This is a genomic window from Priestia sp. 40, from assembly GCF_049368575.1.
In the GTDB taxonomy this organism is placed as follows: domain Bacteria; phylum Bacillota; class Bacilli; order Bacillales; family Bacillaceae_H; genus Priestia; species Priestia zanthoxyli.
Map to the genome: position 1 here is coordinate 188,960 of NZ_JBMPZA010000026.1, position 13,870 is coordinate 202,829.

A 13,870-nucleotide genomic window follows, 5' to 3' on the forward strand; every position below is an offset into this window, starting at 1 on the left:
TTTAACTGAATATTTGTACATTGTATCACATATTTTCTTTGTTCCTTAGATTATCTTCTATCAGGTACGCAAACTGCTAAAAAATATGAAATTAAAGGAAAAGTACTAGTTCTTTTATAACCTAATATAGTATAATCTATCTGCTATACTATTATTTGGATATTTGGGGGACTTTACAAATGAAAAAAGAGAAACTACTTGTACCATTTATAGCAGCATCCGTTTTAGTAGGAGCATCGGTGACAACGCCTGTTTTTAGTCACTCTGCTTATGCTGCTTCTTCTGTCAGCGTTTATCAAAAAGACGTTAATTCGCTAGCAGATTATTACGCACCATTTTATAAAACCGTAGAAAAAAAGCTAAAAGAAATTGAAGGAATAAAAGATGACGAAAAAGCGTTAGCCGCATATGATCAGCTTGCAGATCAAATTGACCAGTTTCTAACAAAGATCGATAAAAATTACGCGATGAATCATCTTAATTCAGAAGCTGATCAGCTTCAAGGGTATTTATATGATAGTTTAATTGCTCTTTACAATTACATTGTGGATCTTGAAGACTATGCGTATGGAGATGTAAGTGACCCGGAATTTAATAAGATCTCTGCAAATTTTGAAAAAGAAATCAACGCATACAATACGCAATTTCAGCAAAAAGCGAAGAGCTATAAAACGAAGCGAAAAGTAACGTTTAACGCAAATATGAGTTATTTGCTTGATGAAGATATTCAACCTTCACCAACAGCTCCGTCTACACCCGCTGATAGCAATGGCACCTACACGGTGAAAAAAGGAGACACGCTTACAGCAGTCGCTAAAAAGTACAGCATGACGGTAGCTGAATTAAAAAAATTAAACAATTTAAAAACAGATGCGCTAAAAGTTGGACAAGTGCTGAAAGTGAAAAGTGCAAGCGCACCTTCGCCGGCTCCAGCACCTCAAACTTCTGTTAGTACAAAACAGCAGCAAATTGTATCGTATGCCAAAACACTGATCGGAAAGCCATATAAATATGGAGGCACAACACCAAAAGGTTTTGATGTATCAGGGTACACACAGTATGTATATAAAAACGCGGGCTCGAATATTTCTATCCCCCGTACAGTAGCAGATCAGTATAAAAGCGGCACGGACGTAAAGCAAAACAGCCTGCAGGCTGGAGATTTAGTTTTCTTTAAAAACGGCAAGTCTGTTTCAGTTGTAGGAATTTACCTAGACAAACAAGAATTCATTTATGTCAGCAGCAAAGGCGTTAAAACGCAATCACTTTCAACAGCTTACTGGAAAAATAGCTATGCGGGAGCAAAGCGTATTATAAAGTAAAAAGAGGTGCCATAAGGCACCTCTTTTGTTTTACTAGCTATGTATTTCTATACTAGACTAGCAATTTTATAAAAAACTTCTTAGTTCATAACCGTGATTTTAACAGATTTTCTTCCGAACTGTTGAGCATCACCTTCAGAAGGAACGAATACATCAATTCGATTGCCTTTAATTGCTCCACCTGTATCGGCAGCTACAGCTTCACCATAGCCTTCTACATAAACTTTCGAACCTAACGGAATAACACTAGGGTCAACAGCGATTACTTTTTGGTTTGGATTTGCTTTTAAATCCACTCCTGTAGCAGTTGTACCGCTACATCCAGCACAATTAGCCGTATAGGCAGTTGCTTCAACTGTCATTGATTTGCCGCTGGCTTGTTGTGACGATTCAGCAGGTTGTTGTTGTTCTTTTTGAGCTTGTTCAGCTTGAGCTTGCTGCTGTTCTTTTTGAGCTTGTTCAGCTTGAGCTTGCTGCTGTTCTTTTTGAGCTTGTTCAGCTTGAGCTTGCTGCTGTTCTTTTTGAGCTTGTTCAGCTTGGGCTTGCTGCTGCTCTTTTTGAGCTTGTTCAGCTTGAGCTTGCTGCTGCTCTTTTTGAGCCTGTTCAGCTTGAGCTTGCTGCTGTTCTTCTTGAGTTTGTTCAGCCGGCGCTTGAGCTTGCTGAGCTTCTGGAGCAGCTTGGGCTACTGAAGGACTTGATTGCTGAGCTTGGCCGTTTGGAGACTGGATTTTTAATTGTTCGCCAGGATAAATTAAATCTGACGTCAGTCCGTTCCATTCTTTAATTTGATCTACCGTCACGCCGTATTGCTGACTGATGGACCATAATGTGTTTCCTTGCTGAACTTCGTGTGTCATTTCTTTTATAGTAGCTACGTTTAATTCTTGATTTGGATAAATAATATTAGATGTTAAGTTATTTGCATCTTTTAGCTCGTCTACGCTCACGCTGTGCTTTTGAGCGACTTTCCATAACGTATCACCTTTTTCTACGTGATACGTTCCGCTTGTAGAAGCAGAAGCTGCACCTACAAATCCTGCTGAAAGGATTGCTGTTGTTCCTAGAGTAAATATAAATTTTTTCATTACGAATACCTCCTTATTTACTCAATGATTGAATGATATCATCCTCACATTTCACAGCCGTTACAGAGCCATGCTACTTTTATTACAAAACTTAACAAAACAGAACGTTTAATCGTAATATTTCTGATAATTTGGGTATATGATGAAACGTTTCTACTTTTTACTGCTTTTTATTGTTCTTTTTCCTAAAATAGCCGGATTTCTTTATCATCGCTGGGGGATATCTCTTCTTTTTTTATTGATTATTTAACGTGTAATTTAAGTTTTTTCATAACAAAAAAGAGGTTGAGACATAACAAAATGAAGCTAAGTTAAAGACGAACAACTCGTATACATGAGCTGAACTGTTTGTGGCACCGCCGTTGATTTCCATGCCAGACTTCGCTTTCCGCTTTTCCAGCAGGGGCCTTCGACTTGCCCTCCGATCAACTGCTAGAAGGAACTGCATAAATGAAACCTATGTTCACCATAACAAAAAAAACGAACCGCTAATCAAAAATTTTGATCAATGGTTCGTTTTTCACTTCGTCTAAATATTTTTGTCTCAGCTTTTTTATTTCTTGTTAAATCCTTGCTTTTCAACAAATTCTTTCATATACATACGTTTAGGGTTGGAAAGCATGTCAGCCATTTGACCAGTCCATGTGTCTTGGCGTTTGCCATTTGTTCGTTCGTTGTAGTAAGCAGAAATTTCTTCGTTATATGTCGTTAATTCTTTTTTCGTCTGCTCATCGTTCGGCTCATATGTTTCTTCATGATACACATGTTTAAATGGTAAGCGCGGCTTTTTATCCGTAATACCTGCTGGATGTCCAACCGTTAGACCAAATAACGGGATTACATGATGAGGCAGTTTTAACAATTTGCTTACTTCCTCTAATTCATTACGCAAACCGCCAATGTAACAAGCTCCAAGTCCCATTGATTCAGCAGCAAGCGTTGCATTTTGCGCAGCAAGGGCAACATCAATAATAGCTACCATAAACTGCTCCGTGCTTTCGAGCGCTGTCGATAAATCTTTTTTCTCCATTTCCGCAATGACATCATGACGATGAAAGTCAGCGCAGAATACAAAGAAGTGTCCATTTGTTTCTACGTAAGGCTGATTTCCTGCTAATTGAGCAAGCTTTCGCTTCGTTTCTTTATCTTTTACTCCAATAATGGAATACGCTTGAATATAGCTTGATGTGGAAGCTGCCTGTGCGCTTTCTACAATCGTCTGAATTTGCTCTTCCGACAATGGTTTGTCTTCATATTTTCGAATAGAACGATGATTTAAAATCGTTTCAATAACTGAGTTCATATTATAATCTCCTTTTACTTCATTTAACCTTCTACAGATGTTATCTCTACAGTTAGTTTATCGAATGTAAAAAGAAATAACCAATGTTCTGCTTAAAATTGATTTTGACTTGTCTCATATCGATACAGCTTAAAATGATCTGCAAGCACGCGGTCTACTTTTACTTCTAAGCTGTCTACATATTCGTCCATCCGTTTTATCAAACGGTTTCGTTTTACATCATTTTCTAAAATGTTCTTAAGCTGCTGTTCAAAGGTTTCAGCATCATTAAGCGGTATCAGCAGCTCTTTTTCTTTTAGATATTCAATGTTAATTTGTTCTTGACCGGGAAGAGATGAGTGAATAAAAATAGGTAGTCTCTTGTGAAGGGCTTCGCTGATTGTCACTCCCCCAGCTTTTGTGACAATGGCATCTGCTCCTTCATATAAATCATTCATTTTCTCTCTCGATTTTACATACGAGACCGCTTTAATTCTCGGATGGTTTAATTTTATTAGTTCTTGATACAACTTTTTGTTTTTTCCGCACAGCACATAATACATATACGTACAGTTTTGCGGAAGCTGCTGAAGCATTTTGCGTACATTTCCAAGGCCGGAATTCCCTCCGGCAATCAGTATATGCTTCTGTGGCATGAGATGGTCAATCCGTCTTTTTAAAAACGCTTTATGAACAGGAATTCCCGTTACATAAATAGAAGACTCTTTTACACCGTGAACGTTCTGTAAAAACGCTTTTGTATCCTGATCAGGCACGCAGTGAAGCTCAATTCCATTTTTACCCCATACGTCGCTGACTAAGAAGTCGGTGTATACGTTTATAATAGGAAGATCAATGATGCCTTTTTCTTTTAACCCGCTTAATACACAGGAAGGAAAGCTGTGTGTACAAACAATGACATCCGGCTGCTCTGCATCAATTAATTTCTTCATATGGTATTCGATAATCGGCCACTTTTTCACAACAAAATCATCCATCGTATGGTCGTTTTTTTTGTATACATGACCGTAATAAAATTTTTCAAACTGCTTTGGAAAAACAGAAATCCATTTCATGTATATCGATGAAATCATTTGTTCAAGCGGTTTGCTCCAATAGCTTAAACAATCAATTTTTTGACAAATAACGTGCGAAAAACGCTCCATGATGGCATCCATAACGGCGTCTGCTACTTGGTGATGACCAGATGGCATCTGAAAAAGCGGTAAGAATAAAACCTTCCTCATTGACCATCCCTCCTCTCAAGACGTTTTCGGTTTCTTGTTCTTTTTATAAGTAAATAAATGATGAAAAAAGCTACAGCGCCCATGATAATATACGAAATATGAATTCGATCTCCTACATAGTAACCTAGAATCAGAAAAGAAAGGACCCATACTAGACTTCCTACTACCGATAACAATAAATAAAGTAAAAACGGATAGCGACTTATTCCCGCCATATATGGGCTAATCTGACGCAAGCCTGGAATATATAAACCAAATAAAATGGTCCATATCCCGTATTTATGGTAGCTGCCGCTTGCCGCTTCAATTTTCTCTTTGGTTAACCCTACGTATTTTCCGTATTTATCAAAAAATGGAGTTCCCGCATACCTTCCTAGCCCGTAAGCAGTAAGCATTCCAGTTATAACACCTAAAAAAGCAAAAAGAGATGATTCGTATAAGTTCAGCTGATGTTTGGCAATAAACATGCCTAATAATATTAAAAATGATTCTTCGGGCGCTGGAATTCCAACAATCCCACAAAAAAGTACAAGTAAAATAACAATATAACCATAGGAATGTATATACTGAGAAATAATTGTTAAGTCCACTGCTCGCTCCTCTATTTACGATTGATTCATCAATTGCTGCATGGTTATACTTTCATACCCTTGCTGTTTTAAGTAAGGTAAAAATTCTTCTAGTGCTGCAATCGTCATTTCAGGTGCTTTTTCATCTGCTCCCGGGGTATCTCCATTATCATGTAAAACAAAAATGGCTCCATCTTCTACTTTACGCATTAGTTTTTGAACTAATGCCGTTTTCGTTGTTTTTAGTGTCCAATCCTGAAAGATTCCTGTCCAGATCACAAGGTAATATGGCTTGGCCATTGATAAACTGCTCATATTTAAATGTCCCCACGGCGGACGATAAAAAAGCGGCTTTTGATTTGTTACTTTCTCTATAACCTGTGCACATTGATGAATTTGTCTTTTTAATTGCCAAGGTGTTTGCGTCCATGCACTCACATGACGATGATGATGTATAGCTACTTCATGTCCTTCATCGATCATCCTGTTTAAAATAGACGGGTGTTTTTCCCCTAGTTCTCCCACAATAAAAAAAGTAGCTTTCATTCCATGCAGTTTGAACAAGTCCAAAATTTTTGGCGTATAAACAGGATGAGGCCCATCGTCAAATGTTATAGCTATTTTATGCTTTTTTGCCCCTTTTATTATGACTGATGAATGATAGCGACGATAAAGGGTTTGCGAAATAATGGTATATACACATATAACCATTAGAACGAAAAGTAAAACAATAAAAAAACGAGTCATATGCTTTTAACCATCCTTTTGAATTTAAATCCTGCATTTATTATAACGGTTTACTCGGACTTTGGTTTCATTTTTTTGTGATAGAAGCCAGGAATTTTAAAATAACTTAATACTTTACCTAAAAATAGCTGTTCTGCAAGGATATACCGGAAATAAAATAATATCATAAAATTTCCCTTCATTCAGTAAAAAAAGTACTTTTTACCATTTATATCTATCTTTTGTATGATAACTGTCATTATTTCTTAAAAATAAAAAAACTTCCCGCACGAGTGCGGAAAGTTTTTAAATTAAAATTTTGACCGATACCATTTTTCAGCTGCTTCAATTTCTGTTCGTGTTAACTGATGTCCAAATGATTCCCAGTGCACCTGTACGTCCGCTCCGGCTTTTTCTAAAAGCACAGAAAGTTCTTCCGTTTCTGATGCTGGGCAAATAGGGTCGTTTGTACCTGCGCCTACAAAGATAGAGGCGTCGGTCTTAGGCACTTCAATTCCTCTTCTTGGAACCATCGGATGAAGAAGAGCCGCCCCTTTTAAAGAATTCTCATAATGAAATAGCAAACTTCCTGCAATATTGGCGCCATTTGAGTAGCCTACAGCTACGATGTTGCTTCGTTCGAATGAATACGTTTCAGCCGCTTCATCTAAAAATTGATGAAGTTCTTTTGTACGTTCAATTAAATCTTCTATATCAAATATCCCTTCTTGTAAACGTCTAAAGAAACGGGGCATTCCGTTTTCTAATACGTTTCCTCTTACAGATAATACGGAGCAAGAGGAATCAATCATATCTGCAACAGGGAGCAGATCTTGTTCTGTACCTCCTGTACCATGCAACAGCAATAAAGTCGGTTTCGTCTCGTCCGTTCCTTTTTTAAAAATATGTTTCACGTATATCCACTCCTTTTAAATATCTCGAATTAAAGATAATTTTATTATAAGAACTTTCGAAGCATTTGTAAAGGAACTACTGTCAAAGAAATACCTGTATGTTTTGCTGGCAGTATCACATAATACTGAATAACTTCATATGGCCATTGCTCATATGCAGCTAGGTATTTAATTCGTTTGACTTACAGCGGGGAAAGAAATATTCCACTTTTAGCTAAGTGCTCCCGTCAAAAGGTGGATAATGATTAAAACTCGCCCGTCCTCCTTCGTATAAAAAGTGCCCTAGTCTGATAAATTAGTTAATTTTTGCTTTATTTCGTTACTTTCAACAGATATCAGCATTTATACCCGAACGTACTAAATCTTATTTCTTATACGTGTTATAACAACTTTTTTCTATAAGAAACAGAACGTAAAATACCAGCTTGTTTTTTCATAAAGGGGAACAAAGCCCCGAATGGTGCTTTATACGACTTTATTTGACAAACACAAATTTATGGGTAAACTAAGTTCAGATGATTGTATTTCACTTCGTTTCAGTTTAATAAAAAAACGAAGCATCTGCGAGTAAGCAAAAAATAACTGCGTAAAGTGCTATTTATGTCAATCATCTTATACCCTAAAAACTTACCTGCACTTGAATAATAGCCTTTATAAAGCTTAGCGCGTCAGCTTATGAACGTTAATACTTTATCATCCATCTCTCTGTTAAAAGATTGAATGGGACAACAAACTTCAGCATTCTTTACATAACGATCTTGTAAAGACAAAGAATGTAGCTATGTGTGAACATGGAATTATTACTTAGTGGAGTGAACCAACATGAGGAAATTTATTTTAGCCTTTTTAGTCGTTGTTTTAATTGTAATGCTAGGAGTTACCTATGTATTAAAGCAATTTCAGCAAACGGCTGATTTATCTTACTCGAAACTGCAGTCGGTTCAAAGTACGGTAGTCTATGACAAAAATGACCGTAAGATTGACGAATTGTATAAAACCGTTCCCCGTCAAAATGTTTCGAGTAATGAAATTCCCGATTATGTAAAAATGGCGTTTGTTGCAACGGAAGACCGTCGCTTTTACAAGCATTTTGGGATTGATTTACAAGGTATTGGCCGCGCCCTTTTTAAGAACATTGTAACAATGAGTAAAGCTGAAGGCGCAAGTACCATTACGCAGCAGTTAGCAAGAAATCTTTACTTATCTAGTGATAAGACCATTAAACGTAAAGTAGATGAAATGTTTCTATCGCTAGGCTTAGAAAGACAATTTACAAAAGATCAAATTTTGGAATTATATTTAAATCAAATTTATTTCGGAAGCGGTGTATATGGTATTGGTGCAGCTTCTCAGATTTATTTTAATAAGCCTGTATCAGATTTAACCGTAGGCGAAGCTGCGCTTTTAGCAGGACTGCCAAAAGCGCCGAGTACGTATTCACCAAGCAATAGTACAGAAAAAGCGACAGCCCGACGAAACGTTGTATTGAAACTGATGCATGACCAAAACGTTATTAGCGATACTCAGTATCAGCAAGCGTTAAATGAACGTGTAGTCGAGCCTAGTATTCCGGTTAAAAAACCGAACTCAAATCAAGCATTTATTGATTATGTAATTAAAGAAGCTGCTCAACAATATGGCGTATCTGCTGATGACCTTTATAAGGGTGGTTATGCCATTTATACAGATTTAGATCCTAATTTACAGGAATCAATTAATAACTCTGTAGCAAATCATACGTTCCGAGATGATGCCATCAACAGCAAAGTAGAGGTTGGAATTTCAGCTGTCAACCCTAAAACAGGTGGGATTTCAGCGATGTATGGAGGACGCAGCTATGAGCGAAACGGCTTAAACCGTGCTACAAGCGGCTATCAGCTTGGTTCAGCTATTAAGCCTTTAGCCGTATATGGTCCAGCCTTAGAAACTGGAGATTATACACCAACTTCACTTTTAAGTGACGAACGACAAGACTTTGGCGGTGGATATAGCCCTAAAAACGCAGAAGGTGAATATCAAAAGCATGTGACAATGCGTGAAGCACTTACTCGTTCACTCAACGTTCCAGCTGTTTGGCTTTTAAAACAAATTGGTATTGATACAAGCGCAAAATTTATGGAAAAAGCTGGACTTCCTCTTGAAGATGACGATAAGTCAAAATTAGGGCTTGCTCTTGGAGGAACGACGACAACGTTCTCTCCCCTTCAGTTAGCACAAGGATATACAACTTTTGCTAACAAAGGCGTCATGACTAAGCCTTACGCAATTCGAAAAATTGAGATGCGCGACGGTGAAGTGAAAAAGCCAGACATTCAGACAGAGCGAGTAATGAGTGAAGAAAATGCGGATACAATGACATCCATGCTGCAAGACGTGATTGAAAAAAGCTATGGAACAGGTGTTAACGCTCGTTCTTCACGAGATGCTGCAGGTAAAACTGGTACAACCAACGATGTCAAAGATGCTTGGTTTGTCGGGTATACCGATGATGCAGTCGTTTCTATCCATGCTGGCTTTGATAATGCTAATTCTACGCAAACAACGAAATATTTATCAGGCGGCGGCGGACAAGACCCTGCTACACTGTTTAGCTCAATTATGAATAACTGGTAACCAAAAAACCTCCAACTTCACTGTTGGAGGTTTTTTTAAGATAAATGCGTTTTATGCTTAAGTGAAAAAAAGGAAACGTTGATGACTTTGCAAATCGTTACATAATGCAGAACGGTCAAGACAACCACGCCACAGTTCATTCCGATAATAATTCCCTGCATGCCAATATTGGTTTGTGATCCTAGGAAAAACATGAGGGAAAAAGATACAATATGAGACCAAATCGTATGGTAAAAAGCATCTTTTACATACCCAAGGCCAATTAAATAAGCTTGAAGCGGGACGGCAAAGAAGTGAAAAAGAAAATACGGCCATAAAGCCTTTAAATAGTACACGGCCTCTGTAGAATGAAAAAACAAGTTGGTAAGCGGCTCAGCAAAGAAATACATCGCCACTATAGACGGAATCCCATATAAAAATGTCATTTGCATACTTTGAGTCAAAAGTCTTTGAAGCTGTTCTTCCTGATTTTTCGCATGAGCTTCAGATACAGCAGGTATTAGTGCTACTAAAAGAGAATGAGCAAAGAAAGCTGGAAAAAAGCCGATCGACATCGCTACTCCTGTCAGCATACCAAAATGCTGCGTTGCCCCGGTTAAAGTCATTCCAGATAAAACGAGCGCGTGTTTGATTAAAAACGGCTGAATAGCATTACATACCGCATTAAATAAACGCAGTCCCGTGGTCGGAAGTGAGACGCCTAACAGCTTTTTCCGAATCTCACTTGGAGAAAGCAGAGGTCTGTGCCCTCTTGATAAAACGCTTAACTGAGTAACATACGTGATAAAAAAATAAAGCAAAATAACAGCTTCGGTTCCAATTAGCGTACAAATCGCAATAAACAGCGACATTTTAACATCTGTGAAAGCAAACATTTGAAAAACAACAAATAAAATAGTTAGCTGAAAGGCTTTGCGGATAAAATTAGACACAGCGATAGTCGTCATATTATTTTTACCCGTAAAATATCCACGAAGCACCGCTGAAAATGAAACAACCGGAATGAAACATAGTACAACCCATTTTAAGTAAGGATGATAGTGACTAAAAAATGGAAAGGCTGCTAATACGGCCAGTGTAATAAAAAAGATTCCCAAACTCACAGCAGTCGCAAAAATGGTGGCATGCTTCATCATATGCTGATGTTCTTTGCGATGATGTTCAGCAAGAAATTTAGAAATAGAAATAGGCAGTTCTAAGTTAGCTACGGTGGCAATAAGAAAAATGATAGGAAGAACGGTCATGTACATGCCCATACCTTCCCTTCCTAATTCTCTAGCAAGTACCATATTTACAAGAAATTCAATTAACTCTCCCGCAAAGGCAGCACCTGCTAGAATAAACGTTCCTTTCAAAAAAGTGTTCATCTCGTTATCTCCTCTATTTCCCGTCCTTTTTCATCACTACCTCTTCTCTCTATGTATATGACAAGCTCGATACGAATTATTTGTCTAATTGTATTTTTCGGTGTACAAGTTCTCGTATAATGTTCAACCTATGTGAAAAAAAACCGTTATATACCTTTTTTACATAGGAAATTCATTCATTTCTTATATTTTGGCTCTCAAAACTTACATAGAGAAAACAGGAGACCCAATGAGCCTGCTGATTGCTAACGGGAATAGAGCATGTTGTTTTAATGTAATAAATTCACATATTAGTTAAGCGTCTTTATTCATTATTTCCTGTGGATGCGATTCTTTTTTTGATACCGAGGCGTTTTTGCCTAGTACAACCGAAAAGACAACAATTATTGCTATAGCAAGAGTAAAAAGTGTAATTGATTCGCCTAGAAATAGAGCTGCAAACAGAATCATTAAAAATGGCTGTAAATATTGAACCTGACTAACTCTGGCTATTCCCCCCATAGCCATCCCGCTGTACCAAGCAACGTATGCTAAAAATTGACTCACTACTGAGAGATAAATCAAACTAACCCACGCTTGTAAAGGCGCATGAAGCATCTCAGCTGTAATGCTTAGTCCCACTGGAATCATAAAAAATGGCGCACCGATGATAATGGCCCAAGCAATCACTTGCCAGCTGCCTAATTCTCTTGCCAACACCCCTCCTTCTGCGTAGCTCAGTCCAAGTATCAGCACCGCTGCTAGTAAAGCTGCATCGGCAAACTGCAGTTGACCAAATCCGAGGTGAAGAGCATACACGATAACAGCTGCAGAACCAATCATGCTTGATATCCAGAATTTGAAAGAAGGACGTTCACCCCCTCTAAACATCGCAAAACCGGCTGTGGCTAATGGTAAAAGAGCGAGTTCAACCGCTCCGTGAGAAACTGGCAATGATTTCATTGCCCAGGAAGTGAGCAGAGGAAACCCTAAAACTGCGCCTAAAGCCACGATCAGCAGACTTTTAAATTGGCGAAGAGAAGGAATTTTTTCTTTTCGTACAATCAATATCACAGCTACTAAAATAGCAGCTACAGCTGTTCTTCCTAAACCGGCGACTGTCGTTCCAAAATACTCGACTGCAATGCTTGTAGAAGGAAGGGTTAAGCTAAAACAGATAACACCTACTACCCCGAGCAATAAGCCCATTTTCTCTCTCGTTTCTTTTTGCATCTTACCCTACCCCTGTCTTTTTATTTTTCAGAACTGTACCATTTTTCTAAAAAAAGTTCTGATATAATTAAAAGGATAGCGCAGGACAACGAGTAAAATAAATCATTCTTTTACCTATCTGTACGGGTACAAATTAAAGGAGTAGGACCTATGAGTTTAAAATATTTGAAAATCATGGAAGAAATTAAGCTTGGCCTAGCAAGCGGATCGCTTATTGCAGGTGGTAAACTCCCTTCTGTTCGCCGACTCTCCCAACATTTTTCGTGCAGCAAGAATACCGTTATCAAAGCGTACAGCGAACTAGAAAAAGAGCATTTAATTTATTCTGTTCCTAAAAGCGGCTACTACGTTGTGGCGGAATTTCAACATAGGACGAAGGAAAATGAAGTGATTGATTTCTTGTCTGCTGGTCCAGATAAAAACGTTATGCCTTATCTTGAATTTCAGCATTGTATAAACCAAGCAATTGAACACTACAAAGAAGAGCTTTTTACATACTCTGATCAACAAGGCTCTTACTCATTACGGGTACAGTTAGTGAAACACTTGCAGAATCTACAGGTGTTCACTCAAGCTGAAAGGTTAGTTGTTGTATCCGGGTCTCAGCAAGCTCTTCACTTATTAGTTTCTATGCCCTTTCCAAATGGAAAAAATAATATCCTAATTGAACAGCCCACTTATTTCGGTTTTATCGAATCTCTTATCCTGCACCAAGCTACTACTTTTGGGATCGAGCTATCGATGGAAGGGATTGATCTTGATCGTTTGGAGTACATTTTCCGAAATAATGACATAAAATTTTTCTATATTATTCCAAGGTTTCACAATCCTCTTGGGCATTGTTATACAAATTTTGAGAAGAAAAAAATCGTGGAGCTAGCCGAAAAATACGATGTATATATAGTGGAGGATGACTTTTTGGGCGACCTTGATCCCGATGCAAAATCAGATCCTTTATTTTCTTTTAATCCTTCTGGACGAGTTATTTACATTAAAAGCTTTTCGAAAATCTTTCTTCCCGGGTTACGCATTGCTGCTGTCGTGCTTCCTTCGTTAATGAATAGCAACTTTTTACGATATAAATTCAGTTCGGATTTTAATAGTTCAGCGCTTTCTCAAGGTGCTCTTGAAATTTATTTAAAAAGCGGCATGTTTACTAGTCATCTTAAAAAGATAAAAGAGGTATACCATACCAAAATGCAAACTCTTGTAGAAGCTTGTGATTCATTGCTGCCGGCTCATACACATTTTTCTAAACCAACTTCAGGATTCTATTTATCCATTAGTTTGCCTGAGCATGTAACAGCAAAACAGATCGTTCACATGCTAAACGAGCAGCACATATATGTTGATGATGCTTCTAGATTTTTTTTACCAGAATACAAACGAAACACTCTTCTCCGATTAAGCATCTCACAAGTAAATAAGAATACGATCAAACGAGGAATTGAACAGTTGGCTCAGTGCATTACTTTAATTGATGATAGAAAAAATCATCCTATCCCAAATAACCTTTTCTCCCTGTAGAATGGT

At 37.9% G+C, this 13,870-nt stretch carries 12 protein-coding genes; 3 read left to right on the forward strand and 9 right to left on the reverse strand.

Annotated elements, in window-relative coordinates; all coding sequences use genetic code 11:
• Positions 1-179 precede the first annotated feature (179 nt).
• Positions 180-1,322: an NlpC/P60 family protein gene (locus tag ACO1DI_RS27170; protein WP_423145768.1), complete on the forward strand. Its 1,143-nt coding sequence runs from the start codon at positions 180-182 to the stop codon at positions 1,320-1,322.
• Positions 1,323-1,402: 80 nt separating this feature from the next.
• Here the strand turns inward: ACO1DI_RS27170 and ACO1DI_RS27175 are convergent, their stop codons facing one another.
• The 7 genes from ACO1DI_RS27175 to ACO1DI_RS27205 form a co-directional block, all read right to left on the reverse strand.
• Positions 1,403-2,407 carry a LysM peptidoglycan-binding domain-containing protein gene (locus tag ACO1DI_RS27175; RefSeq protein ID WP_423145769.1) on the reverse strand — a complete coding sequence of 335 codons (1,005 nt, stop codon included), beginning with the start codon at positions 2,405-2,407 and terminating at the stop codon, positions 1,403-1,405.
• 306 nt (positions 2,408-2,713) lie between these two features.
• Positions 2,714-2,836 carry a hypothetical protein gene (locus ACO1DI_RS27180; RefSeq protein ID WP_423145770.1) on the reverse strand — a complete coding sequence of 41 codons (123 nt, stop codon included), beginning with the start codon at positions 2,834-2,836 and terminating at the stop codon, positions 2,714-2,716.
• 124 nt (positions 2,837-2,960) lie between these two features.
• On the reverse strand, positions 2,961-3,710 hold the full coding sequence (gene nfsA, locus ACO1DI_RS27185) for an oxygen-insensitive NADPH nitroreductase (protein WP_014459483.1): 750 nt from the start codon (positions 3,708-3,710) through the stop codon (positions 2,961-2,963).
• A 92-nt stretch (positions 3,711-3,802) separates the two neighbouring features.
• On the reverse strand, positions 3,803-4,936 hold the full coding sequence (locus ACO1DI_RS27190) for an MGDG synthase family glycosyltransferase (RefSeq protein ID WP_014459482.1): 1,134 nt from the start codon (positions 4,934-4,936) through the stop codon (positions 3,803-3,805).
• Positions 4,933-5,526 carry a DedA family protein gene (locus ACO1DI_RS27195; RefSeq protein ID WP_140451418.1) on the reverse strand — a complete coding sequence of 198 codons (594 nt, stop codon included), beginning with the start codon at positions 5,524-5,526 and terminating at the stop codon, positions 4,933-4,935. The genes ACO1DI_RS27190 and ACO1DI_RS27195 overlap by 4 nt, the downstream gene beginning before the upstream one ends.
• A gap of 15 nt (positions 5,527-5,541) precedes the next feature.
• Positions 5,542-6,252, reverse strand: a complete 711-nt coding sequence (locus ACO1DI_RS27200; RefSeq protein WP_014459481.1) for a polysaccharide deacetylase family protein — start codon at positions 6,250-6,252, stop codon at positions 5,542-5,544.
• Positions 6,253-6,542: 290 nt separating this feature from the next.
• Positions 6,543-7,145 carry an alpha/beta hydrolase gene (locus ACO1DI_RS27205; protein ID WP_423145771.1) on the reverse strand — a complete coding sequence of 201 codons (603 nt, stop codon included), beginning with the start codon at positions 7,143-7,145 and terminating at the stop codon, positions 6,543-6,545.
• Between the two features lie 822 nt (positions 7,146-7,967).
• Between ACO1DI_RS27205 and ACO1DI_RS27210 the strand changes: the two genes are divergently transcribed.
• Entirely contained in the window at positions 7,968-9,758 is a 1,791-nt protein-coding gene (locus ACO1DI_RS27210) for a transglycosylase domain-containing protein (protein ID WP_028412808.1), read from the forward strand.
• A gap of 35 nt (positions 9,759-9,793) precedes the next feature.
• On the opposite strand, the gene ACO1DI_RS27215 is transcribed toward ACO1DI_RS27210, so the two are convergent.
• Both ACO1DI_RS27215 and ACO1DI_RS27220 read right to left on the reverse strand, forming a co-directional pair.
• Entirely contained in the window at positions 9,794-11,125 is a 1,332-nt protein-coding gene (locus ACO1DI_RS27215; protein ID WP_013057669.1) for a polysaccharide biosynthesis protein, read from the reverse strand.
• A gap of 294 nt (positions 11,126-11,419) precedes the next feature.
• Entirely contained in the window at positions 11,420-12,337 is a 918-nt protein-coding gene (locus tag ACO1DI_RS27220) for a DMT family transporter (protein ID WP_115654261.1), read from the reverse strand.
• 150 nt (positions 12,338-12,487) lie between these two features.
• On the opposite strand from ACO1DI_RS27220, the gene ACO1DI_RS27225 reads away from it, so the two are divergent.
• Positions 12,488-13,864, forward strand: coding sequence for a PLP-dependent aminotransferase family protein (locus ACO1DI_RS27225; protein ID WP_423145772.1), 1,377 nt, complete (start codon positions 12,488-12,490; stop codon positions 13,862-13,864).
• Positions 13,865-13,870: the final 6 nt, after the last annotated feature.